Consider the following 26291-nt stretch of genomic DNA (forward strand, 5'->3'; position numbering starts at 1 on the left):
GAATTCAATATGAAACAACCTGTTCTACACATCCACGAGCGTCCAGCTCACTTTCCACAATGGCTGTTATTCAGTCTTCAACACGTCTTCGCCATGTTCGGAGCGACGATTTTAGTCCCGATTTTGACTGGATTAAATACATCGGTCGCCCTCGTCGCTTCCGGAGTGGCCACGCTCTCATTCTTAGCGATTACTCGCTTCAAAGTCCCGACATACTTAGGTTCTAGTTTTGCCTACATCGCCCCAATCATTGCGGTCAGCCAGCAATGGGGTGTCGAAGCCGCACTCTTCGGCGGAATCGTTGCCGGTTCGGTATACGGTGTCGTCTCCTTGATCATCTATAAGACGGGCGTCAACTGGTTGCTCCGATTGCTTCCACCAGTCGTCGTTGGACCGGTCATCATGGTCATCGGCCTCTCGCTCGCACCGGTCGCCATCGACATGTCGATGAATCAAGATGGTGCGTACAACGGAACATTCATGATCATCGCTCTATTGACGCTTGGAATCACGATGCTCGCCATGACAAAGCTAAAAGGTGTCTGGGGAGCGGTTCCGATCCTTTTTGGAATCGTCGGGGGCTACGGGATTGCCGCAGCATTTGGAATCATCGATTACTCACCGATTCAACAAGCGAGCTTGTTCCAACTCCCTGACTTCACGATGGTGTTCGTCGACTACATGCCGATGTGGCAAGTCGGTGCACTCCTTGCGATCGTACCGGTCGCCCTCGTCACAATGACGGAGCACATCGGTGATCAGATGGTCACGTCGAAAATCATCGGACGAGAGACGATGAAAGATCCGGGTCTCCATCGCACGCTACTCGGTGACGGGGTAGGAAAAGCGGTCGCCTCCGCACTCGGTGGACCACCGTGTACGACTTACGGTGAGAACAACGGCGTCATGGCCATCACGCGAGTTTATAGTGTCTACGTCATCGCTGGAGCGGCGCTCATGGCCATCAGCTTCGGATTCCTCGGTCATATCGAAGCATTCATCTCGACCATCCCGAACCCGGTCAAAGGTGGAATCTCAATCCTCTTGTTCGGTGTCATCGCGTCAAACGGGTTACGGACGATGGTAGAGAGCAAAGTCGACTTGGCAGAGAAACGCAACTTGATCATCTCGTCGGTCATCCTCGTCATCGGGCTCGGTGGTGCGATGGTTCAAATCGGTAGCTTCCCGGTACAAGGGATGGCGCTCGCGACAGTCGTCGGTATTTTATTGAACGCGATCTTGCCGAAAGAAGAAGAGGAAACAGCGGTCGACATCAACACAACTGAAGAAACGAAACAAGCAAGTAACTTTTAATTCGATCCCGTGAGGTCGGCAAAGTGAAGGCTCGTTTATTTGGGTGTACCCTGCCCAGATAAAGGCGTCCCTTCACATCGGTGAAGAGACGCCTTTTCTCTTTGCCTCTAACTAAAGGAGGAGACGAACATGAATACGATGCAGACAAACGTAAAACCGGTCAAACACTTCGTCAGTTTGGACACACTTTCCCTTGAGGAGATCATGGGCATGATTGAAGAGTCGTTGCGTTACAAACAAGGAGATCTGCCTCCATTATTTGACGGGAAGACGGTAGCGAACCTGTTCTTTGAAAATTCGACGCGCACGAAAAACTCGTTTCAAATGGCCGAGCGCCATTTGAACATGCAAGAGATTCCATTCGATGTGACGACGTCATCGGTCACAAAAGGCGAAACGCTCTACGATACGTGCAAAACGCTCGAAGCCATCGGTGTGGACGCGCTCGTCATTCGACATCCGGAAGCAGGCTATTATCACGAACTCGTCGAGAAACTAAATATCCCGGTGTTGAACGGAGGGGACGGGAGCGGGGAACATCCATCCCAATCGTTGCTCGATCTCGTTACGATCTATGAAGAGTTCGGAACGTTCCAAGGGTTGAACGTCGCCATCTGTGGCGACCTCGTCCATAGTCGGGTCGCCCGCTCGAATGCGAGTGTCTTGAAGCGCCTTGGGGCAAACGTGGTCGGTTGTAGCCCCATCTCTTGGTGGGACGATTCGATGGGACTAGAGCGAAAAAAACTCGATGACATTTTAGGTGAATGTGACGTTATCATGTTACTTCGTGTACAGCATGAGCGTCATATCATGGGAGACGTCTTCTCGAAAGAGGAGTATCACACACAGTTCGGTTTGACGGTCGAACGCGTCGAGCGAATGAAAGAAGGCGCCATTATCATGCACCCGGCTCCGGTCAATCGGGATGTAGAGATTGCCGGAAGTCTAATCGAACATGAGCGGTCACGCATCTTCCCGCAAATGAAGAACGGCGTCTATGCACGCATGAGCATTTTAAATCGAGCATTAGGAGGACAACAATGATACTTCAAAACGCGACATGGTATGACGAGGGAACGAAACGCACGACATCTATTCTAGTGAAGGACGGAAAAATCGAGTCACTCGACTATAAAGGGGAGAGCGCGGGGCAAGAAATCATCGATGCATCAAGCTATCTGCTCACACCAGGACTCGTCGATGTCCATGTCCACTTGCGTGAACCGGGAGGCGAGGCGAAAGAGACGATTCAGACGGGAACGATGGCTGCTGCGGCAGGCGGATTCACGACCATCTGCTCGATGCCAAACACGAGACCGGTACCGGACAATCGCGAGACGATGGACGTCCTCCTCCAAAAAATCGATCAAGATGCAGTCGTCCGAGTCCTTCCTTACGCGGCCATCACGAAACGACAGCTCGGTGAGGAACAGGTCGACATGGAATCGCTCGCAGATGCCTTCGCCTTCACAGATGACGGGGTCGGTGTCCAATCGGCGGCGATGATGCGACAAGCGATGCGCGAAGCGAAACGATTGAACAAAGCGGTCGTCGCCCACTGTGAAGACAATACGTTGAAGGCGGGATCGGTCCACGAAGGCAAATTCAGTGAAGCCTATGGGATTCAAGGAATTCCGAGCCTTGCGGAGAGCATTCATATCGCTCGCGACGTGTTGATTGCCGAAGAAACGGGCTGTCATTATCACGTCTGTCACGTCTCAACCCGCCAATCGGTTCGTGTCATTCGGGATGCGAAGCGTGCCGGCATCCGTGTGACTGCTGAAGTGACGCCACATCACCTCGTCTTGAGTGAAGATGATATCCCAGGACTCGATGCAAACTTCAAGATGAACCCGCCGCTCCGAAGCGAGGACGATCGACAGGCGCTTCTCGAAGGATTGTTCGATGGAACGATCGACATGATTGCAACGGACCATGCTCCTCATACAGCAGAAGAAAAGGCACAAGGGATAGAGCGGGCTCCGTTTGGGATTACCGGTTTCGAGACGGCCCTTCCACTTCTCTACACGACGTTCGTGAAGGCAGGCATCATGGAAGAGCGTCAATTGCTCGACTGGATGACGAAACGCCCGAGCGACGTGTTCGGATTATCAAGAGGGGAACTGAAAGTTGGGGCGGATGCCGATTTGGTACTGATTGATACAGAAACGACGCGGGTGGTGGAACCGTCGACGTTCTATTCGAAAGGGAAGAACACACCTTTTACGGGGAAACAACTTGTCGGATGGCCGGTCATGACGATGGTCGGTGGCGAAATTGTATATAAGGGGCGATTTGATGAAACGAACGTTATGGCTTGAGGATGGAATGAAATTTGTCGGGAAAGGGTTCGGGGCACCCGCTGATACGATGGGCGAAGTCGTCTTTCAGACAGGGATGACAGGATATCAAGAAATCTTATCGGATCCGTCGTACTGCGACCAAATGATTGTCCTGACGAACCCGTTGATCGGAAACTATGGTGTCAATCGCGAGGATTTTGAAACGACAGTTCCGGTGGCGAAAGCGTTGATCGTAAAAGAAGTATGCGATACGCCATCGAACTTCCGTTCAACGACGACACTCGATGCAACACTCACTCGCTTCGGCATTCCAGGACTCTCGGATATCGATACACGAATGTTGACACGTCATTTACGGGCGCAAGGTGTCATGCGAGGTGTCCTCGTCGATGGTGAATTGACATGGGACGAGGTACAGTCTCGCTTTAACGAACTGTCTCCGAACGACCAAGTCGCACGCGTATCGACGAAACGGACGTATGTGAGTACGGGAACGGGACCACGTATCGCCTTGATCGACTTTGGCGCGAAACTCGGAATCATGCGCGAGTTGATGAAACGCGACTGTGAAGTCATCGTCTTCCCGCACGATGTGACGGCAGAAGAAGTATTACGGTACGAGCCGGACGGCATCATGTTGTCAAATGGACCGGGAGACCCTAAAGACGTTCCGACTGCATTGCCGCTCATCGAGCAACTCATGCCGACGACACCGATGTTCGGGATTTGTCTCGGTCATCAGCTGATTGCCCTCGCAAACGGTGCGAACACATTCAAGCTTCCGTTCGGACATCGTGGCGCGAATCATCCGGTGCTCGAGCTTGAGACAGGTGCCGTGACCATCACTTCTCAAAACCATGGATATGCGGTAGAGGAAACGTCACTGCTCGATACACCGCTCATCGTGACACATCGTGCGGTCAATGACGGAACGATTGAAGGGGTAAGGCATCTCCATCATCCGACTTTCTCGGTACAGTATCATCCCGAGGCAGCACCGGGACCGTTCGATGCCAACGATTTATTTGACCGATTCATGCAACTCGTACAAGAAAACAAACAGAAAGTAGGAATTTGACATGCCAAAACGACCAGATATTCAGAAAATCCTCGTAATCGGATCAGGACCGATTGTAATCGGACAAGCAGCGGAGTTTGATTATGCTGGTACACAGGCATGTCTTGCCTTGAAAGAAGAAGGCTACGAAGTCATCCTCGTCAACTCGAATCCGGCCACCATCATGACGGATCCGACGACGGCAGACCGTGTCTATATCGAACCGCTCGAACCAGAATTCGTCGAACGAATCATTCGTCAGGAACGTCCTGATGCCCTCCTTGCCACGCTTGGCGGTCAGACGGGATTGAATTTGGCTTTTGAACTCGACAAACGGGGCGTCTTGCGAGATTGCGGCGTGGAACTACTCGGGACGAAACTGTCTGCGATCGTTCAGGCGGAGGACCGGGAACAGTTCCGTAACTTGATGTTCGAACTTGGTCACGGCGTACCTGAAAGTGAGATTGTCCATACACTCGAGTCTGCTTGGGGATTTGCGGAACGGATTGGGTATCCGATCATCATCCGGCCTGCGTACACGCTCGGGGGAACCGGTGGAGGGATTGCCCATGACCGGGAATCGTTCGAGCAAATCGTTGAATCCGGATTGAAGGCAAGTCCTGTGACGCAAGTCTTGCTCGAGAAATCGATTGCCGGGATGAAAGAAGTCGAGTTCGAGGTCATGCGTGACTCGAGTGACCAAGCCATCATCGTCTGTGCGATGGAAAACTTTGACCCGGTCGGAGTTCACACTGGTGACTCGATCGTATTCGCACCGACGCAGACGTTGTCGGATCGGGATTATCAAATGTTACGGAGCGTCTCGCTCGATATCATTCGGGCACTTGGGATTGAAGGAGGATGTAACATCCAATTCGCACTCGACCCGGACAGTTTCACATATTACGTCATCGAAGTGAATCCACGTGTGTCACGAAGTTCGGCGCTCGCATCAAAAGCGACTGGCTATCCGATTGCCAAGCTTGCTGCGAAAGTCGCTGTCGGCTACAAGTTGTCAGAACTAAAAAACCCGGTCACCGAGACGAGCTACGCCTCGTTCGAACCGGCGCTCGATTACGTCGTCGCCAAAATCCCACGCTTCGCCTTCGATAAGTTTGAGTCCGCGGATCGCCGCTTAGGCACACAAATGAAGGCAACGGGTGAGGTCATGGCCATTGGTCGGAATTTAGAAGAGGCCCTGTTAAAAGCCGTTCGTTCGCTCGAACTGGGTATGGAAGAACTTTATGCCCCACAACTTCAAGCGCTGGACACAGAACAGCTCGAACATGGACTCATTCATCCGACAGACGAGCGTATGTTCATCATCTATGAGGCACTACGTCGCGGGTACACGGTAGAAACGCTACATCAACTGACAAAAATCGATCGATTCTACTTACAGAAATTAAACCGGATCTGGAAAGCCGAGCAACAACTAGCATCGGAGCCATTGACGTCAGAACGTTTGCTCGACGTGAAGCGACTTGGATTCAGTGACGTCGCCATCGCCCGAATCCTAGAGACAGACGTTGAGACAATTCGTTCGCAACGTCACGGATGGAACATTCGACCTGTATATAAAATGGTCGATACGTGTGCGGCGGAATTCGCATCGGAGACACCGTATTTCTACGGGACGTATGAAGTGGAGAACGAAGCGGTGAAGACAGACCGTGAATCCATCCTCGTCCTCGGGTCGGGTCCGATTCGAATCGGACAAGGTGTCGAATTTGATTATGCGACCGTGCACTCGATTCAAACCATTCGAGATGCGGGATATGAAGCCATCATCATCAACAATAACCCAGAGACGGTCTCGACGGACTTCTCCATCTCCGATCGCTTATACTTCGAGCCGTTGACGACGGAAGATGTGTTAGAAGTCATCGATAACGAGAACCCGCTCGGCGTCATCGTCCAATTCGGTGGACAGACCGCCATCAACTTAGCGGCATCGCTCGAAGCGAACGGCGTAAAAATTCTCGGAACGTCATTAGAAGATATCGACCGTGCCGAAGACCGGAAGGCGTTCGAGGCCACCTTGTCCGCTGAACGATTGGCGCAACCACCAGGAAAGACGGCAACGAACGTGGAAGAGGCCGTCGAATGTGCGAACGAACTCGGCTATCCGGTACTCGTCCGACCATCGTACGTGCTCGGTGGACGGGCGATGGAAATTGTGTATGAACAGTCGGAGCTCGAGCGTTACATGCGAAACGCCGTCATCGCTTCGAAAGATCGCCCGGTCCTCATCGATCGCTATTTAACGGGGATTGAGATTGAAGTCGATGCCATCTGTGACGGGACGGACGTCTATATCCCAGGCATCATGGAGCATATCGAACGGGCAGGTGTACACTCGGGCGATTCGATTGCTGTCTATCCGCCTCAACGACTCAGTGATGAATTGAAGCAAAAAGTCGTCGATTATACGATCAAGTTGGCGAAGGCGTTCCGCATTAAAGGGCTTCTCAATATCCAGTTCGTCTATGCAGATGATTTGTACGTCATCGAGGTGAACCCGCGTGCGAGCCGGACGGTTCCATTCATCTCGAAAGTGACAGGGTTACCGGTCGCGCGGATTGCGACACAAACGATTCTCGGAACAAGCTTGAAAGAACTCGGTCTTGGAACGGGCATCCATCCTGAGTCGGACAGCATTTCGGTTAAAGTCCCGGTCTTCTCGTTCGCGAAATTGAAAGAAGTCGATCCATCGCTCGGACCTGAGATGAAGTCGACAGGGGAAGTCATGGCAACAGATCGGACACTTGAAAAAGCGCTCTATAAAGGTCTTGTCGCAGCAGGGATGAACATCGCCTTAAAAGGAAACGTGCTCATGACGATTGCAGATCACGACAAGGATGAGGCGATTGCCTTAGCCAAACGATTCGACCGCCTCGGTTTCCGACTCATGGCAACGAGTGGGACGGCTGAACGTCTCGAAGCGGAACAGATGCGCGTCCGTCGAGTCGGGAAGATTCAAGAAGACGGTGAGACGATGCTCAGCGTGATCGAGCGAGGAGACGTCGACTTGATCATCAATACGACGAGTCGCGACGCACTCGTCACGAAAGATGGCTTCTTGATTCGCCGTACAGCCGCCGAACAAGGTACGCTCTGCCTCACATCGCTCGATACGGTCGAAGCGCTACTACAAGTCATTGAAAGCTTATCGTTCCAAACGGTCAGCATCCCGGCATTCACAACGTTCGGGGTGATGGTATGAGACATGACGTGACGATTGTCAGTAACCGGCAAATCGCAAAAGCGACGATGGAGATGAAAGTACGTTGCCCTGGGGTGGAGATCGCCCCTGGGACGTTCTTTCACATCAAGACGTCCGGTCTGTTACGTCGACCGTTATCGGTGGCGAACGTCGAGGGGAACGAAGTTACCTTCTTATACAAAGTGATTGGGGAAGGGACAACTGAGCTGGCGGGGAAACGTATTGGGGACACGCTAGACGTCCTTGGTCCGCTCGGGAACGGTTTCCCACTTGCCCAACAAGGAAAGCGGGTCGTTCTGGTCGGAGGAGGAATTGGGGTCCCACCTCTATACTATGTCAGACGCAGACTTCATGAGATGGGGATTGAAACGATTGCGATTCTTGGGTTTGATTCAAAAGAAAGTGTCTTTTATGAAGAAGCCTTTCGTGAACTTGGTGAGACCATCATCACGACAGTAGACGGCAGTCACGGGGAGTCTGGCTTCGTCACGGGTCCACTCGCACGCATCGAGGCGGACGTCTTATTCAGCTGCGGGCCGGAAGCGATGTTGAAGGCGGTCGCTGCTTCACCGATTCCGGAGCGTTACATCTCAATTGAAAATCGGATGGGTTGTGGCATTGGCGCTTGTTTTGCCTGTGTCTGTCAAGCGCCGGAGGGCTATGTGAAAGTATGTAGCGATGGGCCGGTATTCAATGCGGAAGAGGTGCTGTTATGAGATTGAATGTCGAGTTACCAGGTCTTCATTTAAAAAATCCGATTATTCCGGCTTCCGGATGTTTCGGATTCGGAGAGGAATTTGCGAAACTATATGACCTCTCCATTTTAGGAGGTATCATGATCAAGGCAGCGACGGAGGAGTCGAGATTCGGTAATCCGACCCCACGTGTCGCCGAAACGGCACAGGGCATGCTGAACGCAATCGGGCTTCAAAATCCAGGCGTCGATGCAATCATCGAAGAAAAATTACCATTCCTCTCGACGTTCGACACGGAAATCATTGCTAACGTTGCCGGTTCGACGCCAGATGAATACGTGGAAGTCGCCCGTCGAATCAGCGCCGACCCGACGATTAAAGCCATCGAATTGAACATCTCATGTCCGAACGTGAAATGTGGGGGCATGCAGTTCGGGACGGATCCGGTGATGGCGGCAGAACTGACGAGACTCGTCAAAGCGGCTTCGAGTAAGCCGGTCTATGTCAAACTTTCTCCGAACGTCACGTCGATCACCGACATGGCGCGAGCCGTCGAAGCGGCCGGCGCGGACGGATTGACGATGATCAACACACTCGTCGGGATGCGGATTGATATTCAGACCGGGCAACCAATCTTGGCGAACCGAATCGGTGGGTTATCCGGTCCGGCCATCAAACCGGTGGCCATTCGAATGGTGTATGAAGTCGCGCAAGCGGTCGATATCCCAATTATCGCCATGGGCGGGGTGCGAACGGTCGACGATGTGCTTGAGTTTATTTATGCGGGAGCGTCTGCCGTTGCCGTTGGGACGGCAAACTTTGAAAATCCATACGTCTGTCAGGAAATCATCGAAGCATTGCCGGCACGACTCGATTCACTCGGAATCGAACATATTTTGGATGTGAGGGGGAAGGCATATGCGCAACTTGTATCTCGCCCTTGACGTGGAAACGCGGGACGAAGCGTTTCAATTGTTAAAACGATTTTCAAATCGACCGGCTGTTAAAGTCGGGATGGAGCTCTTTTACCGAGAAGGTGAGCGCTTTGTCGAAGAATTGGTCGACGAGGGTTACCCGGTCTTTCTCGATGTAAAAGTACACGATATCCCGGAGACGGCTCGTCGAACGATGCGACAAATCGGAAAGCTCGGGGTGGCTGTGACGAATGTCCACACGTTAGGTGGAGAAAAGATGATGCGCTATGCGTTAGACGGGTTACGCCAAGCGACTGATACGACTCGATTGATTGGGGTCACACAGTTGACGTCGACAGATGAACGAATGATGCAGACAGAGCTCGGAATTGCCGGACGACTCGATCAAGCTGTTCTCAGACAAGCGACACTTGCGAAGCAGGCGGGACTTGACGGAGTGGTCGCATCCGTTCAAGAAGCGAAAGCGATTCATCAGAAACTCGGGGATACGTTCATGACGGTCACGCCGGGTATCCGACTCGGTGAAACCGATGATGATCAAGTACGCATCGCGACGCCGCGGGACGCGAAACTGGCGGGCGTTCACTCGATCGTCGTCGGCCGACCGATTACACGTGCAGCTGATCCGATGGCTATGTACGACCAATTTATGAAGGAATGGGGACAACTATATGAAACAAATCGCTGAGGCACTTTTACAGATTGAGGCCGTCACACTTTCACCGACTGAGCCGTATACATGGTCGAGCGGCTTGAAGAGTCCCATCTACTGCGATAATCGGCTCACACTCAGTTATCCGGAAGTGCGTCAAGTCATCGTCGATGGATTGGTGAAGTCAGTCAATCCGACTGAAGTCGATGTGATTGCAGGGACAGCCACGGCAGGGATTCCTCACGGGGCATTGCTCGCCGACCGACTCGGTCTCCCGTTCATTTATGTCCGTTCGAGTGCGAAAGGGCATGGGAAAGGAAATCAAATCGAAGGGAAACTCGACAGCGGGGCACGTGTGCTCGTGATTGAAGATTTGTTATCGACGGGTATGTCGAGTATCGATGCAGCCCAAGCGATTCGTGCGGCAGGTGGTGAAGTCACTGGTATTCAAGCCATCTTCTCGTACGGATTGCCGGTTCTCCAGAAGAATCTAACCGATGCAAATCTTTCGGCGACATCGTTGACGACGTTCTCGGAATTAATTGAAGTGGCAGAAACGACAGGCGTTCTCACACGTTCAGAACTGGAGTCACTCCATGAGTGGCAACAAGACCCTCGCGCTTGGAGCAATCTCGTCACCTCTTAAGAATCCACCCTCGGGCGGATTCTTTTTCAATTCGGCTTATGTCATACTTCGTGGTAAAATAATGAAAGTGATTTAAAAAGGAGAGGCATATGGCGTATTCAAGAAGCAAAGAAAAAACATGGGGGGCACGATTCCGTTCCATTCCCAAACATCGTAAAATCGCCTTCGGTCTCGTTTTGACCATCATCCCAGCGCTCTTTTTCGTGAATTTATTTGTATTCAGTCATTTGTTAGCGCTAGGAGACCAGTATGAAGACCGATATCAAATGAAAAAGTTACGACTCGAAACCCATCATGGGAACGTTGAATTTGTACGAAGTCCAAATGAAAAAGTTCAAATTGAAGTGATGCAGACGAACTCGAAAGAACGTCGAATCAAAGTCAAATCGGTCGGAGATACCATCTATATCGTCGAGCGTTATGGATGGTTCAGCTATTTCGGTAGCCGAGCAAGCGACGAACCATCGCGATACAAAATCCGTGTCTCGTTGCCTAGCTCGATGACATCGATTCATCTCGATGCAGAACAAGTGACCGGGCAAGGATTAAACGCGAAGACCATTGTCATGAACGTCAATGCCGTCAACTTGAAGCAAATCGATAGTGACCGCCTACGAATCGAGTCAAAAAGTGACACGACGATTGAATCGGCGAGACTCGTGACCGGGGATATTCGTTCTTATCGTCATGCGACGGTGAGTGATGTCGTCGTCAATCAAGCGATGACGATTCAAACAGAAGCCGGAACGCTTAGCTACACGCCGAAACATGCGACCGGTCAAGTGAATGTGACCACCGCAGGTAAAGTTTCGAGTAGTGATCGCTACGAAGAAGTTGAACCAGGGGTGTATCAGTTGTCGACATCGAATCGACCGATTGTTGAACTGATTTCTGAAACAGGAAAGGTCGAACTGAAATGAATGAAAAACGATACATCCCGAAAGTCGGGTTACGTACGTTAAAAACAGGGATTGCCGTCACGATTACCGTCGCGATTTCATGGTACATTTTTGGGATTTACTCGGGAATGGGCGCTATTGCAGCTGTCGTGGCGATGCAACCGACTGTTAAGCGTTCTTCAAAAATCGTCTTCAGTCGTATATTCGGAACGGTCGTCGGTCTCATGTGTGGACTTTTCATCGTCTATTTGTTCGGTGTCAATCCGCTCTCGATTGGGTTGGCCGTCATCGTCTCGCTTACACTTAACACGACGTTCGATAAGACCCACATGTCGACGTATGCGGCGTTTGCTATCGTCATGATGCTCGAAAGTCCCACTTCGGATTTCTTCCATTATGCGTGGACCCGTTCGTTATTGACGGCGGTCGGTGTGTTCGTCTCACTCGGTGTCAATTACGCGTTCATGCCTCCTCGTTATGAGGACCGGTTGTTGAACGAGGTACGAAAGACTTCTTCTTATCTGTTTCATCATTGGCGAGAACTCGTCGGTTCTCCGGCAGAACTGTTAGATACGCGAGCTCGCATTCTCGGCCATCAAGAGCTTCATATGATGCTCCAAGAGGATATGAAAGTGACGAACGTCAAATTGAAGTATATGACAATCAAGCAGTATCGCTTATTGATTCATTTAGAAGACAAGCTTGTCCTATTGTTAGAGAGTTTGGCTGAACATAAAGAAGCGTTCCTATTGATGAGCGAGGAAGAGCGTCAAGCGTTCGAATCTGAGTTTCTGTATTTATTAGCGCACCATCACGATATTCTGTATACATGTGACAAACCCTATTCACTTTTCAAACTACCTCACGAAGATTTATCCGTTTCAGAAATTTTACACGGGCATTTGCTCGATTATCATGAACAGCTCGAAGCGTTTAAACATGATCCCACATCGTAAACATGAAAACCCGCCATGAACCATGAGGGCACTGAAAAACCTTCGCTCTATCTGAGTGTAAACAGAAAAAAGGACGATTGGACCGACTTGTGTCGGTTCAATCGTCCTTTTTTTCTAGCCCTTATCCTGCTTTTTCTTTCCTGAGGGTGATGATTCGCCTCAAGTTGACAGCGACGATGCTCATTGCGCTCTGTAAAGTCATGCCTTTCAGATCTGACGTCTTGTTTCGCGACAGACCATGCTTGTTTTTCAGCTGGCTGTTCTTCGCCTCGATGGCGAATCGTTTCCGGCGGTGGTCCTTGAAGTCATCGGTCTGCTCGTAGTCGATTTGATCGGTATGTTCCCGCGACTTTATAGACACGCTGTAGGATCTTGATTTGGCACCGTCCTTGTAACACCCTTCGCGCAACGGGCATTGTTTACATAGCTCGATGTCGAAGAAGTAAGTCTCCACCTGACTCTTTCCGAAGTCCTTCCGAGCCGTCATGTGCACGGCTGGGCAGACAGATCGCTCTGCGGCATGTTCGGAAGGTCGGGCATCATCGAAATCGCCTCCAAGATGTTTAGTTTCTGTCAGTATGATATGGATTGGTTCGGACGCACAGCGTCGACCAAAAAGGCACGCCGACTCCTAGGGGATTAGCGGGCAAAGGGAGACCCAGCAGCCGAAGGCGATGCGGCTCCCTGACCGCCCCCAGGAAAGCGGCGTACCTGAGAGGGCGACAAAGCAAGGACAGAGGAGCATCATCCCTGGTCAGGAAGACGCTCCTCTGTTCAAGGTCACTTTGAGTTTTTAAATGCCAATTTAGAACATGGCGGGTTTCGTTTATCACTGTTTCAATGACTTCATCAATTGTTCATCTGGGGTCACATAGACGGTCTGTTGATCCGTGTAGATGACGAACCCGGGTTTCGCACCGCTCGGTTTTTTCACGAAGCGGGCGCGTGTGTAATCGACGGGGACGCCGCTCGACGCACGTGCCTTCGAGAAGTAGGCGGCGACTGATGCGGCTTCAAGTAATGTCGTTTCATCCGGTTCGGTCGAACGAATAATGACGTGAGACCCTGGGATGTCTTTGACGTGTAACCAAATCTCGTCACGGCGTGCGAATTTGAACGTCAGATGGTCGTTTTGTGTATTATTCTTCCCGACAAAGAATTCTGTGCCCGTTGAAGAGGTGTATGCTTCGAGTGAAATCTTCGGGTTTGCTTTTTTCTTTTGACGCTTTTGACGGATGTATCCTTCTTCTGCGAGTTCTTCCCGAATCTCGAGCAGATCCGATGGTGATGCGACGTCGAGTTGCGCGATGAGTGTTTCTAAGTACGCAATCTCCGCATCGTTCAGTTCAAGCTGTTTCTTTACTTCGACTTTCGCGACTTTCAGTTTGTTGTATTTCTTATAGTATTGCTGCGCATTCTCATTCGGTGTTTTGAGTGGGTCGAGTGGAATGGAGATGGTCGCACCGTTCTCGTCATAATAATCCACGACTTCGGCGATTCGCATCCCTTTTTCGAGTTGGAACAAATATGTCGTCAACAACTCTCCGTATTTTTGTAACTCATCCGCTCGTTCCGTCGCTTTCAAGTCATCTAAAAGACGGCGTCGCTTCAGCAGATTTTTTTCAAGCTCTGATTTTAATAGTCGTTCGACATCGTGTGCTTGTTGTCTGACACGGTCTCGGTTCGCTTTTTCATAGTAGAAACGGTCGAGGACTTCTTGACTCGACTCATACATTTCTTCAGTTTCGATGTCCCCGGCTGTCAACACAATCGGAGCGAACCGTTCTTTACCATTCGCAAGCTGTTGGAATACATAAGGACCTTCGAGTTGACGAAGGACGTTCTCGAACGCCTGTTGAACGGAATCGCGGTTAGGCATCTTTGCAAGATGTACGACTTCCTGTGCGATTTGTGGACTGACGCCGGCGAACGTGGCGACGATCTGTTTATCGAGCTTGCCGGCATTCCAGTCGATGCGTTTTAACCCTTCCGTCAAATCAGATAACGGATCGAATTTATGTTGTTCCGGCGGAAGGAGGTAGTCACTCCCCGGCATGATGGTTCGATACGTGTTTTGTGAAGGTGGGAGATGCTTGATTGCATCTAAAATCTTGCCTTCCTCTGTCGTCAAGACGACGTTCGAGTGGCGTCCCATCAATTCGATGTATACTTTCTTCGACTCTTCATCGCCGAGCTCGTTCCGAGAACGAACGGAAATGACGATGACACGGTCCCGGCCAACTTGTTCGATTGCCGTGATGAAGCCACCTTCCACATGTTTACGGAGCATCATGCAAAACATCGGTGGTTCTTGCGGGTTTTTAATCGGTGTATCCGTCAACTGAAGACGGGCATACATCGCGTTTGCTGATATCAAGAGTTGCGCGTTTTGACGATTCGAACGAACTTGAAGCATCAAATCGAGTGAATACGGTTGATGTACCTTGTTGATTCGCCCTCCGACGAGCGATTGTAATTCTTGTACGACACGATATGTCATTAATCCATCATAAGCCAATGATCTCATCACCTTTGTTCATTTTCTGTCTCTACGTTATCAGAAAAACAGAAAATATGGTACGATGGAGTAGGAAATCCGAACTTCTTCTTGCCGGGACAATTGATTGACTGCTATTATAATTAAATGTGATGTTAGAAGATGGAGGGCTTGCAGTGAATTTTAAAGAACGAGGATTATTAATCGTTTTGTCTGGACCGAGCGGTGTCGGAAAAGGAACCGTTTGCCGTGCTCTTCGCGAAGAAGAGGACAATAACCTTCAATATTCGGTGTCGGCGACGACGCGAAAGCCACGTGAAGGGGAAGTTGAAGGAGTGCATTACTTCTTCAAATCAAGAGAAGAGTTTGAACGGATGATCGAACAAAGAGAACTGCTTGAACATGCCGAGTTTGTCGGTAACTATTACGGGACGCCTGTAGAGTGGGTGCGTGAAACGCTCGAAAGCGGTCAAGATGTCATTCTTGAAATCGAGGTGCAAGGAGCGTTCCAAGTAAAAGAACTTCTTCCAGAAGCCGTCTTTTTATTCTTGGCACCACCAAGCCTTCAAGAACTTCGCAATCGTCTGATCGGACGAGGCACGGAGTCAGAAGAAGTTATTAAACAACGCCTTCTCGTCGCGCGTGAAGAAATCGAATTGATGGACGCTTACGACTATGTCGTCACGAACGACGAGGTCGACAAAGCCATCGATCGGATTAAAGCGATCGTGACAGCTGAGCATTGTAAACGTGAACGTGTTGCGTCACTCTATAAAAAAGCCATGATGGAGGTCATTTAATGTTATACCCTTCGATTGATGCCTTACAACGTACTATCCCGTCAAAATACACGATCGTAACGGTCGCTGCGAAACGGGCGCGTCAGATTCAAGATGGAAAAGCACCGAAAGTCGCCGAGCCAAAATCATATAAGCCGGTCGGTCAAGCGTTAGAAGAACTATTTTCGGGTGATACTACAATCATCGTGAACGAAAAAAACAACGGATGAAGTGTGACCCAAGTCGTTTGCGACTTGGGTCTCATTGTCTATAAGGGGGAGTTTGGGAATGGTGAAGGATCGTACTATTTTGTTATGCGTGAGTGGTGGAATTGCCGCCTACAAGGCGTGTGCCCTCACATCGAAATTGGTTCAAGCCGGAGCGAATGTTCGCGTCGCGATGACGAAGTCGGCAGAACAATTCGTGGGTCAGGCGACCTTCCAGGCGCTCAGTCGAAACCCGGTCTACACGGACGTGTTCGAAGAGCATGACCCGACAAAAATCGCACATATTGATGTCGTCGACTCGAGTGACTTGATTGTCGTCGCTCCTGCAACTGCGAACACGATCGCAAAATTAGCGAATGGGATTGCAGACGACTTCATTACGACGGCCATACTTGCTGCAAAGTGCCCAGTCATCGTCTCACCGGCCATGAACGTGAACATGCTCGAACATCCTGCCACGCAGCGAAATATTGAGACATTAAAGTCATACGGTTATCAGTTGATTGAACCGGGTGTCGGCAACTTGGCTTGTGGATGGATTGGTGGGGGACGTCTACCAGAACCGGAAGACTTAGTACGCATCATCGAAAGCCAGTTCGTCCCGAAACTGTATCTTGGAAAAGACGTGTTGATTACGGCTGGACCGACGGTGGAACGTATTGACCCCGTCCGTTACTTATCAAATGACTCTTCTGGAAAAATGGGCGTCGCACTAGCAGAAGTGGCACGTGACATGGGTGCCCGTGTCACGCTCGTCCATGGCCCGCTCCAAGTTCCGGTCCCAGATGGCGTGACAGCGGTTCCTGTCAAGTCAAGTGAAGAGATGCTGCGCGAAGTGACGAGCCGCTTTGAGGCTTCAGACCTCGTCGTGAAGTCGGCGGCAGTCGCGGATTATCGTCCGAAAACAGTTCATGCAGAGAAGCATAAGAAAGTGCATGGTCCACTCACAATCGAACTTGAAGAAACGACAGACATTTTAAAATCACTCGGTGAGAAGAAGACCCATCAAGTGTTGGTCGGTTTTGCAGCTGAAACGGAGAGACTCGAGGAGCATGCAGCTGCGAAGTTGAAACGAAAGAACGTCGATTTTCTCGTCGCGAACGATGTGTCATCAAGTGACGTCGGATTTGGAGCAGACGACAATGAGGTCGTCTTGTTCCGTGCGGACGGGACGACACTTAGTCTACCAAAGCAATCGAAGAAGGCGTTGGCGTTCGAACTGCTCACACATTTTAAGGAAGCGGTCCGATGATTGCACATGTACACGTTGATGCACCGGTAATTACGATTGATCGTCCATTTGATTACGAAGTGCCGGAACAGTTCGAGGCGTTGATTGAACCCGGAATGCGCGTCTCGGTCCCGTTCGGTTCACGACGTCTGCTCGGAATCGTCGTCGGCACGTCGGACGGGACGAGGGATGGATTGAAGCCGCTCGAAGCTTTACTAGATGAAGAATCTTCTCTTACGGATGAGTTACTTGACTTGTCCATTCATGTGAAAGAGACGACGTTATGCTTTCGTTCATCCGCCCTGCTTGCGATGCTACCAGCAGCGCTCAAGGTCAGTTACGATAAAGAAATTAAAGAGGGGCATGTCCCTGACGGGGTTCGTTTAGGGACGCATTTATCGGAATATCCGAAAGACGTCCAATCGGTCATTCTTGAACTCGCTAAAAAAGGGGAACTGACCCTCGCACCTGTCCTGAAAGAAAAGAAGACATTTAAAACAGATATCGTTGTTGAACTGCTTGATGCAACCGTCGTTTCGAAGCGTGCCAAAAAACAACTCGAAGCGATTCAACAGCTAGAAGAGACGCCACGCATGTATTGGTCGGCACTCCGTCAAATTGGTCTCACTCGCCCTCAACTTCAAAAGCTTGAAGACATCGGAGCGGTGCGACTGACCGAAGTGGAATTGAATCGTGACCCGTACGCGACAATCGAACAGGTCGAGGAATCCGTTCAATTGAACGACAGTCAGGCAAGTGCAGTCTTGGCCATTCACGAGGCAGATGCCGGTGAGACGTTGCTCGTTCATGGCGTGACGGGGAGCGGGAAGACCGAAGTCTATTTAGAATCAATCGGACAAGTCATCGATGAAGGGAAACAAGCCATCTTACTTGTCCCTGAGATCAGTTTGACACCGATGATGGTCAAGCGCTTCAAGCGTCGTTTCGGCAATCGGGTCGCCGTGTTGCATAGCGCCTTGTCTAAAGGTGAAAAGTACGATGAGTGGCGTAAGATTAAACGGAATGAAGTCGACGTTGTCGTCGGTGCCCGTTCTGCTATCTTTGCCCCGCTCGACCGACTCGGTCTGATTATCTTAGATGAAGAGCACGAGACGACGTATAAGCAAGAGGAGAACCCGCGCTATCATGCGCGCGATGTCGCTATTTGGCGGGCTCGCTATCATGGATGTCCTGTTGTATTGGGCAGTGCCACTCCGTCGCTCGAATCGTATGCCCGGGCACAGAAAGGCGTCTATCGCTATCTGCATTTGAAAGAACGATACGGTGGCGAGATGCCACCCGTTCACATCATTGATATGCGCCGTGAATTGGCCAAAGGCAATACGACGATGTTCTCAGAGAAATTGTTCCAAGGCATTCTCGACCGGATCGAGAAAAAAGAGCAATGCGTCATTTTATTGAACCGTCGTGGGTTCACGACGTTCGTCATGTGCCGGGACTGCGGTGAAGGGATGACATGTCCGCATTGTGCCGTCAATTTGACATATCATCAGTATGGAGATCGGTTGAAGTGCCACTATTGTGGTTACGAGGTCAGTATGCCGTCGACGTGTCCATCCTGTAATAGCAAGAAAATCAAACAGTTCGGATCAGGTACCCAGAAAATCGAAACGGAACTATTGAACCGAATTCCGGAGGCTCGCATCATTCGAATGGACCAGGACACGACGTCACGGAAAGGGTCGCATGAACAGTTGTTGCGCCGTTTTGAAGAAGGGGAGGCAGACATCTTACTTGGTACGCAGATGATCGCCAAAGGACTCGATTTCCCGAACGTCACTCTCGTCGGGGTGCTCGCAGCCGATGCGACGCTCGGCATGCCTGATTTTCGGGCGACCGAACGGACCTTCCAACTCGTCACCCAAGTAGCAGGAAGAGCCGGGCGCGGAAAACTTCCGGGTGAGGCGTTCGTTCAAACGTATAACCCGGACCATTATGTGATTGAGACAGCGAGTGAACATGATTATGAGACGTTCTTTGCCAAAGAGATGGGACTCAGACAAGTCGGAAACCATCCACCGTATTGGTTTTTGACGCTCGTCACGTTCTCTGCGGAAAACCCGCTCGTCGCCAAGGCTGAGGCAGAACTGTTCGCATCTGACTTTTTACACGCACAAGTGGAAAATAGCCGTTTGAACGGACCGATGCCGGCACCGTTATCAAAATTAAAGAACGCTTATCGTTATCAAGTGTTCATTAAAACGAAACAACCTGAATCGCTTTATGCAGAGCTAGCACGATTACAACAAGCGAGAGCGAAAGCAATCAGTAAGAAAGAATATCAAATGAGTATCGATGTGAACCCATACGTATTCATGTGAGGTGGAGAGACATGTATAAAGTAGTAGAAGTACCAAATGACATTTTACGCGTAACATGCGAACCGGTGACGAAATTTGATAAAAAATTACGTCAAACGGTCGACCGTTTGTTTGATACGATGTATGAGTATGATGGAGTCGGTGTCGCGGCACCGCAAGTCAATTTGAATCAACGACTCGCAGTCGTCCATACCGACGACGAGACGGGACCACTCGTCATGATTAACCCGGAAATCATTGAAGCATCAGGTCGAGAAGTTGGACTAGAGGGATGCTTAAGCATTCCAGGTGAATTTGGATTTGTCGAACGTCATGAGTCAATCGTTGTGAAAAACCAAGACTTGAAAGGACGCACCCATACGATTCAAGCGAGCGGTTTTTTCGCCCGTGCGATTCAACATGAAATGGATCATTTGGATGGCGTCTTGTTCACAGACAAGCTCGCTGTTCCAAACCCTGGAAAAGACAAGCGGATTGTTTTCATGGGAACACCGACATTTGCCGTATCGGTACTTGAGCGACTGCTTGAAGAAGGATACAATGTCGTAGGTGTCGTATCACAACCGGATAAACCGGTCGGACGTAAACGTGAACTCAAGCCGACACCGGTGAAAGAGTGTGCGCTTCGTCACGGTATTCCCGTGTTGCAGCCTGAAAAAGTTCGAACAGACTATGCAGACATTTTAGAGTTGAAGCCTGATCTGATTGTGACAGCAGCGTACGGTCAAATCGTACCGACTGCTTTACTTGAGGCACCGCCTCACGGAGCCATCAATGTCCATGCTTCCCTTCTTCCGAAATATCGTGGAGGTGCCCCGATCCATCAAGCCATCCTTGATGGAGAATCGGAGACAGGTGTAACCATCATGTATATGGTCGACAAATTAGATGCAGGTGACATGATTGCCAATACGATCGTTCCGATTGAAGAAACGGATACGGTCGGGTCATTGTTTGATAAGCTGGCTGTAGCTGGAAGCGATTTGCTCATTCGGACGCTTCCCGCGTTTTTAGAAGGTTGGATTGAGGCAGTGCCTCAAGACGAGCATGATGTGACGTTTGCTCCGAACATCAGTCGTGAGCGTGAACAGATTGATTGGACAATGGATGGCGAGTCTATCTACAACCATATTCGAGGAATGAATCCGTTCCCGACGGCCTATTCAACGCTTGAGGGCGAACGTGTGAAATTGTTTATGGGTGAGAAAACGACAGGTACGGGACAGCCGGGAGAAGTCATTCGCCTTGAAGATGACGGATTTGTCGTGGCGACCGGAAACGATGTTGCCATCAAGGTGACCGATTTACAGCCCGCAGGCAAAAAACGGATGGATGGTGCAACCTTTATGCGGGGCGCTGGACAAAAGCTACGGAGTGGCGACCGATTAGGAGGAACTCATGAACGTACGTGAAGCAGCGCTTGATACGCTGATGAAAATTGAACAAGGCGGCGCGTATTCGACGATTGCCGTCAATGACACATTGAAACAAAAAAAAGTTGCCCCAAAAGATGTCGGTCTCTATACCGAACTCGTATATGGGACGCTTAGCCGAAAAGGAACGCTCGATTATATATTGAAAGACCGAATCCGTTCTCCGAAGAAGCTCGACAAGTTTGTCCTTCCACTTCTTCGGATGAGCGTTTACCAACTCTTCTATTTAGATAAAGTACCTGACCGGGCCGTCTTACATGAAGCCGTCGAAATCGCGAAGAAACGAGGGCATCACCTCGGGACGAGCAAATTCGTAAACGGCGTGTTACGCAATGTGCTTCGGGAAGGGTTTCCGGACTTTAGTAGCTTGACCGATGCGGAACGAATCGCCATTGAGCATAGTCATCCGGAATGGCTCGTATCAGATTGGATTGAGTTATATGGCGTTGAAACGGCAGAAGCGATTTGTCAATTGAACAATGAGCCTGCTCCTGTCACGATTCGAGTCAACCGGAAGCGCATTTCAGTGGATGAGATGATGAACCGATTGGCTGATGCTGGTGTGTTGACGTCACGTTCGGAACTGTCGGCAGATGGACTCGTCGTGGAATCAGGGAACGTCCATTCGACCCCGTTCATCGAGGAAGGTCTCCTATCCATTCAGGATGAGAGTTCCATGATCGTCGCGGATGCGCTTGGCGTGTCAAAAGACGATGTTATTTTGGATGCATGTGCTGCGCCAGGTGGCAAGGCGATGCATACGGCTGAACGGATGGAAGGTGGATCGCTCACCGCTCTTGACTTACATCCGCACAAAGCAAAATTAATCGACCAACAAGCCAAACGTCTACACATCAATGGAGTGACCGCACTTGCCCTTGATGCTCGTTTAGCAGGTGAACGGTTTGAAAAAGAAAGCTTTGACCGAATCCTTTTAGATGTCCCTTGTTCTGGCCTTGGCGTCATTCGCCGAAAACCAGATATTAAGTGGACGAAGGATAAAACCCAGCTGGAAAACCTACCAAACATCCAAAGACAAATCATCGATGCCGTATTGCCACTGCTCAAGCCAGGTGGTACGCTAGTTTACTCGACATGTACAATCGACCCGTCTGAAAATGAGACCCAGGCTGATTACATTTTGTCGAAAGGACTGGTCTGGGACGACACGCTCACGGGGCGTCTCCCACAATCTGTTCGTCCGAACATGACACCGGACCGTGCTGAATTAAAACTATTACCGACGACATTTGGAACCGACGGCTTCTATATCGCCGCATTTAAGAAAGAGGTATAAAACATGAATCCAAAAGCAGTAGAAAAAAATCCGCTCTTAGGCGCAAAACCGTCACTTTATTCGTTGACGTTCCCAGAACTCGAAGCATGGGTGATGGAAGCAGGAGAAAAGGCATTCCGTGCGAAACAATTATATGATTGGATGTACGTCAAACGGGTTACATCATTTGACGACATGACGAACGTTCCAAAAGCTCTCCGTGACAAATTAGAAGCATCGTTCCAATTGACGACGCTAAAAGAATTGGTCAAGCAAGAGTCACAAGACGGTACCATCAAATTCTTGTTCGAACTTCAGGACGGTTATTCAATTGAGACGGTTCTCATGCGTCATGAATACGGGAACTCGATTTGTGTCACAACACAGGTTGGGTGTCGGATCGGATGTACGTTCTGCGCCTCAACACTCGGTGGCTTGAAACGGAACTTAGAGGCTGGAGAAATCACGGCTCAAGTTCTTGACGTACAGCGCGCATTAGATGCCACAGGCGAACGTGTCGACTCAATTGTCGTCATGGGGATCGGTGAGCCGTTCGACAACTATGATGAGTTGATGCGTTTCTTGCGCACCGTCAACCATGACAATGGACTCAACATCGGAGCACGACATATCACGGTATCAACGAGTGGGATCGTTCCGAAGATTTACAAGTTTGCTGATGAAGGAATGCGAATCAACTTCGCCATTTCGCTTCACGCACCAACGACTGAATTGCGCACCAAGCTCATGCCGATCAACCGTGCCTTTGACTTGGACAAATTGATGGACGCAGTCCGTTATTACACGGAGAAGAGCGGTCGCCGGATTACGTTTGAATATGGACTCTTCGGTGGTGTCAACGATACGGAAGAATATGCCCATCTGTTGGCAGATCTTTTAAAAGGAATCAAATGTCACGTCAACTTGATTCCCGTCAACCATGTACTCGAACGTGACTATGTACGGACACCGCGTGCTCAAATCTTTGCCTTCGAAAAAGTGCTCAAAGACCGCAACGTGAACGTGACGATTCGTCGCGAACAAGGATCGGATATCGATGCCGCTTGTGGACAGCTTCGGGCGAAGGAGCGCGAACAAGAAACGAGGTAATCAGAAAGATGGAATTAGCATTTCGAACAGATCGTGGACAAGTACGCACACAAAATGAAGATGCAGTTTTAATCTTAGGCGATGCCTTATCAGGAATCGCACTCGTTGCAGACGGCATGGGTGGACATGCAGCGGGAGAGGTCGCGAGTCAAATCGTGATTGAAGAGTTTCGGCGGGCCTTCCCGTCTCTCCCGTCGACTCCTGTCGAGATTGAGCGATGGTTCCGCCATCACATTGATTTGGCGAACGATCAAGTGTTGCAATTTGCGAAACAGTCAAACCTTGTCATGATGGGAACGACTGTGGCCGCTATTTGTTGGCACGGTGAAACAGTCATCATCGTTCATATTGGAGATAGTCGCGTATATGCACTTCAATCCAATGAATTAAAGCGTCTTACAGAAGATCATTCTTATGTGAACGTGCTCAAACAGCTCGGTGAACTCACAGAAGAAGAGATGCGGATTCATCCAAAACGAAATGTCATCACCCGGGCAATCGGTTCAAGCGAACAAGTCGAACCGGACATACAAGTGCTCGCCGACCCAGAGTTTGATGTAATTTTAATTTGTACGGATGGATTGACGACGCATATGACCGATGGGGCAATTCAACATGTGTTACAACAAGCTGTATCTGCAGAACAAAAAGCGGAACAGCTCATTGCGGAAGCCAATCAATTGGGAGGGAGCGACAATATTACAGTCGCCCTCGTTCAATTCACAGATAGAAAGAGAGGATGAATCCGATGCGAAGCGGAGAACGAATCAACGATCGTTATCGGATCGAACAACAAATCGGCAGCGGAGGCATGGCCAATGTCTACCGGGCTCATGACGAGATCTTAAACCGAACCGTCGCCATCAAGGTGTTGCGATCTGAATTCTCACATAACGAACAATTTATACGCCGGTTCGAGCGTGAAGCCCATGCGGCTACAAGTCTGAACCATCCCAATATCGTCGCCATCTATGACGTCGGTGATGAAGAGGATTTGTACTACATCGTCATGGAGTATGTCGATGGTGTAACGTTAAAACAATATTTGCAAGAGGAATACATATCTGTCGACGAGGCATTACGCATTGTGGGACAGATTTGTGACGCAATTGATCATGCCCACGCAAACCGGATCATTCATCGTGATATCAAACCACAAAACATGATGATCGATCAACAAGGTAACGTGAAAGTGACCGATTTTGGAATCGCTGTGGCGATGTCGAATGCGACGTTGACGCATACGATGTCGGTGCTCGGTTCTGTACACTACTTCTCACCCGAGCAAGCACGTGGGAAATTCGCTGATGAAAAGTCAGATATCTACTCGCTCGGAGCCGTTTTATACGAATTGTTGACAGGTCGCGTTCCCTTTGTTGGGGAGACGCCTGTTGCGGTGGCACTCCAACATTTGCAGGACGACCCGATTCGACCAATTGATTTGAATCCGAATATTCCACAAGCGCTCGAAAACTGTGTCATGCAAGCGTTAGCGAAATCGCCTGGTGCCCGTCACGCATCTGTCGCTGCCTTTAAAAAAGATTGTATGACCTCACTTAGCCGTGAACGGGCAAATGAGCCGAAACGTCTTCCGACGAGCCAAGAAGAGTTTGATCATACACTCGTCATGGCACCGGTCATTCCTGATGAGAAAACGGAAGCACCTGTGCAAGCTTCTCAGACTCCTACTTCGAACGAGCAGGAAAAAGAAACACCACCGGTCAAGAAGAAACGAAAATGGTGGATTTGGATTTTACTCGTTATATTGCTAATCGGTGGGAGTATTACGGCTTACGTAGTCGCGGATGAGATGTCGCGTGCCGTTGTTCCCGATGTCGTCGGAATGAGTATCGGCGATGCCACATCAGAACTCGAAGACTCAGGATTTGTCGTCGAAGTGACAGAACGGGCGAGTGATGACGTAGAAGAAGGTGAAGTCATTTCACAAAATCCGCAAGAAGGGCGTAAACCGAAACGAGGCACGACGGTGACCATCGTTGTTTCGGCCGGGAAAGAAACCGTCGAAATGCCGAATGTGGAGGGACTGTCCCAATCAGCAGCTGAACGTATGCTAAAAGATTTGGCGTTCAGTGACCTTGAAATCAAAACAGAAGCTTCGGAAACGGTCGACAGCGGAGATGTGATTTCGCAATCGCTCGACCCGGGCGAGGAAGTCGTTCCTTCTGAAGTGACGGTCACGCTTGTCGTCTCGACAGGAAGCAACAAGGTAGAACTATCAAATCTGGCAGGGTATACGTTCGATGAAGCGTCCATCTATGCCGAGCAAAACAAATTGAAGATTGTGAGACGTGACGAATTTTCGACGAGTGTTCCTAAAGGTCAAATCATTCGTCAACTTCCGACTGCCGGTACAGCAGTCGACCCGGGTACTGAACTGACGGTCATCGTATCGGAAGGGGTCGAACCGACCGATGTCTCGATTGAACGAGAAGTGAGTGTCGAGGTCGAACAGCCGGAAAAAAACAAGAAGCCGAAAGCGGTCGAAGTTGTGATTCGTACGGTCGATGCACGAGGAGAAATCGAAGTGTTACGTGATAAAATCACGGAAACGACAACGTATTCTTACACGCTCGTCATTGCTCCAGACGAAGTCGGGACAGCAACGATTGAAGTGGATGGTGATGTTGTCCGAACGGATTCCGTCACATATGCGCAAGCCAAAGAGGCACAATAAAGAGGTGACGGTGCCGTC

Annotated in this window: 22 protein-coding genes and 1 pseudogene; 21 read left to right on the top strand and 2 right to left on the bottom strand. The window is 50.1% G+C overall.

What is annotated here, in order from left to right; translation table 11 throughout:
- Positions 1-9 precede the first annotated feature (9 nt).
- From KNO94_RS00580 to KNO94_RS00630, 11 genes are all read left to right on the top strand, one after another.
- The gene (locus KNO94_RS00580) at positions 10-1314 is read left to right on the top strand and encodes a uracil-xanthine permease family protein (protein ID WP_214776776.1); all 1305 of its coding nucleotides are present in this window, start codon (positions 10-12) and stop codon (positions 1312-1314) included.
- Positions 1315-1443: 129 nt separating this feature from the next.
- Complete coding sequence (locus KNO94_RS00585; RefSeq protein ID WP_214776778.1) at positions 1444-2358, top strand: aspartate carbamoyltransferase catalytic subunit; 915 nt, start codon at positions 1444-1446, stop codon at positions 2356-2358.
- A complete protein-coding gene (locus KNO94_RS00590; RefSeq protein ID WP_214776779.1) occupies positions 2355-3635 on the top strand; it encodes a dihydroorotase in 1281 nt (426 codons plus the stop codon). The genes KNO94_RS00585 and KNO94_RS00590 overlap by 4 nt, the downstream gene beginning before the upstream one ends.
- Complete coding sequence (locus tag KNO94_RS00595; RefSeq protein WP_214776781.1) at positions 3613-4695, top strand: carbamoyl phosphate synthase small subunit; 1083 nt, start codon at positions 3613-3615, stop codon at positions 4693-4695. Before KNO94_RS00590 ends, KNO94_RS00595 begins: the two co-directional genes overlap by 23 nt.
- A 1-nt stretch (position 4696) precedes the next feature.
- A complete protein-coding gene (gene carB, locus KNO94_RS00600) occupies positions 4697-7900 on the top strand; it encodes a carbamoyl-phosphate synthase large subunit (RefSeq protein WP_214776783.1) in 3204 nt (1067 codons plus the stop codon).
- Positions 7897-8616 (top strand): dihydroorotate dehydrogenase electron transfer subunit, encoded by a 720-nt coding sequence (locus KNO94_RS00605; RefSeq protein WP_214776785.1) that lies wholly within the window; start codon positions 7897-7899, stop codon positions 8614-8616. Before carB ends, KNO94_RS00605 begins: the two co-directional genes overlap by 4 nt.
- On the top strand, positions 8613-9539 hold the full coding sequence (locus KNO94_RS00610) for a dihydroorotate dehydrogenase (RefSeq protein ID WP_214776787.1): 927 nt from the start codon (positions 8613-8615) through the stop codon (positions 9537-9539). Before KNO94_RS00605 ends, KNO94_RS00610 begins: the two co-directional genes overlap by 4 nt.
- Entirely contained in the window at positions 9514-10218 is a 705-nt protein-coding gene (gene pyrF / locus KNO94_RS00615) for an orotidine-5'-phosphate decarboxylase (RefSeq protein ID WP_214776789.1), read from the top strand. The genes KNO94_RS00610 and pyrF overlap by 26 nt, the downstream gene beginning before the upstream one ends.
- A complete protein-coding gene (pyrE, locus tag KNO94_RS00620; RefSeq protein WP_214776791.1) occupies positions 10202-10828 on the top strand; it encodes an orotate phosphoribosyltransferase in 627 nt (208 codons plus the stop codon). The genes pyrF and pyrE overlap by 17 nt, the downstream gene beginning before the upstream one ends.
- An 89-nt stretch (positions 10829-10917) precedes the next feature.
- Positions 10918-11748, top strand: coding sequence for a DUF4097 family beta strand repeat-containing protein (locus KNO94_RS00625; protein WP_214740022.1), 831 nt, complete (start codon positions 10918-10920; stop codon positions 11746-11748).
- Positions 11745-12683, top strand: a complete 939-nt coding sequence (locus tag KNO94_RS00630) for an FUSC family protein (protein WP_214740024.1) — start codon at positions 11745-11747, stop codon at positions 12681-12683. The genes KNO94_RS00625 and KNO94_RS00630 overlap by 4 nt, the downstream gene beginning before the upstream one ends.
- Positions 12684-12804: 121 nt before the next feature.
- Here KNO94_RS00630 and KNO94_RS00635 read toward each other — a convergent pair whose 3' ends face one another.
- Both KNO94_RS00635 and KNO94_RS00640 read right to left on the bottom strand, forming a co-directional pair.
- On the bottom strand, positions 12805-13176 hold the full coding sequence (locus KNO94_RS00635; RefSeq protein WP_483299158.1) for a transposase: 372 nt from the start codon (positions 13174-13176) through the stop codon (positions 12805-12807).
- Positions 13177-13512: 336 nt separating this feature from the next.
- Entirely contained in the window at positions 13513-15201 is a 1689-nt protein-coding gene (locus KNO94_RS00640) for an Rqc2 family fibronectin-binding protein (protein ID WP_214776795.1), read from the bottom strand.
- 131 nt (positions 15202-15332) lie between these two features.
- Here KNO94_RS00640 and gmk point away from each other — a divergent pair, with 131 nt between their 5' ends.
- From gmk to pknB, 10 genes and pseudogenes are all read left to right on the top strand, one after another.
- Entirely contained in the window at positions 15333-15980 is a 648-nt protein-coding gene (gene gmk, locus KNO94_RS00645) for a guanylate kinase (RefSeq protein WP_214776797.1), read from the top strand.
- On the top strand, positions 15980-16189 hold the full coding sequence (rpoZ, locus tag KNO94_RS00650; RefSeq protein ID WP_015881337.1) for a DNA-directed RNA polymerase subunit omega: 210 nt from the start codon (positions 15980-15982) through the stop codon (positions 16187-16189). Before gmk ends, rpoZ begins: the two co-directional genes overlap by 1 nt.
- A gap of 58 nt (positions 16190-16247) precedes the next feature.
- Positions 16248-17438 (top strand): bifunctional phosphopantothenoylcysteine decarboxylase/phosphopantothenate--cysteine ligase CoaBC, encoded by a 1191-nt coding sequence (coaBC, locus tag KNO94_RS00655; protein ID WP_214776799.1) that lies wholly within the window; start codon positions 16248-16250, stop codon positions 17436-17438.
- Positions 17435-19759: a primosomal protein N' gene (gene priA / locus KNO94_RS00660; protein ID WP_214776801.1), complete on the top strand. Its 2325-nt coding sequence runs from the start codon at positions 17435-17437 to the stop codon at positions 19757-19759. Before coaBC ends, priA begins: the two co-directional genes overlap by 4 nt.
- A gap of 11 nt (positions 19760-19770) precedes the next feature.
- Positions 19771-20208, top strand: a pseudogene (gene def / locus KNO94_RS15210) (peptide deformylase); the annotation flags it as partial.
- A gap of 24 nt (positions 20209-20232) precedes the next feature.
- Positions 20233-21171, top strand: a complete 939-nt coding sequence (gene fmt, locus KNO94_RS00665) for a methionyl-tRNA formyltransferase (RefSeq protein WP_353047821.1) — start codon at positions 20233-20235, stop codon at positions 21169-21171.
- Complete coding sequence (rsmB, locus tag KNO94_RS00670; protein ID WP_214776805.1) at positions 21158-22489, top strand: 16S rRNA (cytosine(967)-C(5))-methyltransferase RsmB; 1332 nt, start codon at positions 21158-21160, stop codon at positions 22487-22489. Before fmt ends, rsmB begins: the two co-directional genes overlap by 14 nt.
- A gap of 3 nt (positions 22490-22492) precedes the next feature.
- Positions 22493-23578, top strand: coding sequence for a dual-specificity RNA methyltransferase RlmN (gene rlmN, locus KNO94_RS00675; protein WP_214740035.1), 1086 nt, complete (start codon positions 22493-22495; stop codon positions 23576-23578).
- 8 nt (positions 23579-23586) lie between these two features.
- A complete protein-coding gene (locus tag KNO94_RS00680) occupies positions 23587-24321 on the top strand; it encodes a Stp1/IreP family PP2C-type Ser/Thr phosphatase (RefSeq protein ID WP_214776807.1) in 735 nt (244 codons plus the stop codon).
- 5 nt (positions 24322-24326) lie between these two features.
- Positions 24327-26273, top strand: a complete 1947-nt coding sequence (gene pknB, locus KNO94_RS00685; RefSeq protein WP_214776809.1) for a Stk1 family PASTA domain-containing Ser/Thr kinase — start codon at positions 24327-24329, stop codon at positions 26271-26273.
- Positions 26274-26291 lie beyond the last annotated feature (18 nt).

This window comes from Exiguobacterium sp. s22 (assembly GCF_018617455.1).
GTDB lineage: Bacteria > Bacillota > Bacilli > Exiguobacteriales > Exiguobacteriaceae > Exiguobacterium.

Bases quoted from the DNA above. Each gene is read 5' to 3' on its own strand.
- KNO94_RS00580 (WP_214776776.1), top strand. From the start codon at position 10: ATGAAACAACCTGTTCTACACATCCACGAGCGTCCAGCTCACTTTCCA.
- KNO94_RS00585 (WP_214776778.1), top strand. From the start codon at position 1,444: ATGAATACGATGCAGACAAACGTAAAACCGGTCAAACACTTCGTCAGT.
- KNO94_RS00590 (WP_214776779.1), top strand. From the start codon at position 2,355: ATGATACTTCAAAACGCGACATGGTATGACGAGGGAACGAAACGCACG.
- KNO94_RS00595 (WP_214776781.1), top strand. From the start codon at position 3,613: ATGAAACGAACGTTATGGCTTGAGGATGGAATGAAATTTGTCGGGAAA.
- carB (WP_214776783.1), top strand. From the start codon at position 4,697: ATGCCAAAACGACCAGATATTCAGAAAATCCTCGTAATCGGATCAGGA.
- KNO94_RS00605 (WP_214776785.1), top strand. From the start codon at position 7,897: ATGAGACATGACGTGACGATTGTCAGTAACCGGCAAATCGCAAAAGCG.
- KNO94_RS00610 (WP_214776787.1), top strand. From the start codon at position 8,613: ATGAGATTGAATGTCGAGTTACCAGGTCTTCATTTAAAAAATCCGATT.
- pyrF (WP_214776789.1), top strand. From the start codon at position 9,514: ATGCGCAACTTGTATCTCGCCCTTGACGTGGAAACGCGGGACGAAGCG.
- pyrE (WP_214776791.1), top strand. From the start codon at position 10,202: ATGAAACAAATCGCTGAGGCACTTTTACAGATTGAGGCCGTCACACTT.
- KNO94_RS00625 (WP_214740022.1), top strand. From the start codon at position 10,918: ATGGCGTATTCAAGAAGCAAAGAAAAAACATGGGGGGCACGATTCCGT.
- KNO94_RS00630 (WP_214740024.1), top strand. From the start codon at position 11,745: ATGAATGAAAAACGATACATCCCGAAAGTCGGGTTACGTACGTTAAAA.
- gmk (WP_214776797.1), top strand. From the start codon at position 15,333: ATGTTAGAAGATGGAGGGCTTGCAGTGAATTTTAAAGAACGAGGATTA.
- rpoZ (WP_015881337.1), top strand. From the start codon at position 15,980: ATGTTATACCCTTCGATTGATGCCTTACAACGTACTATCCCGTCAAAA.
- coaBC (WP_214776799.1), top strand. From the start codon at position 16,248: ATGGTGAAGGATCGTACTATTTTGTTATGCGTGAGTGGTGGAATTGCC.
- priA (WP_214776801.1), top strand. From the start codon at position 17,435: ATGATTGCACATGTACACGTTGATGCACCGGTAATTACGATTGATCGT.
- rsmB (WP_214776805.1), top strand. From the start codon at position 21,158: ATGAACGTACGTGAAGCAGCGCTTGATACGCTGATGAAAATTGAACAA.
- rlmN (WP_214740035.1), top strand. From the start codon at position 22,493: ATGAATCCAAAAGCAGTAGAAAAAAATCCGCTCTTAGGCGCAAAACCG.
- KNO94_RS00680 (WP_214776807.1), top strand. From the start codon at position 23,587: ATGGAATTAGCATTTCGAACAGATCGTGGACAAGTACGCACACAAAAT.
- pknB (WP_214776809.1), top strand. From the start codon at position 24,327: ATGCGAAGCGGAGAACGAATCAACGATCGTTATCGGATCGAACAACAA.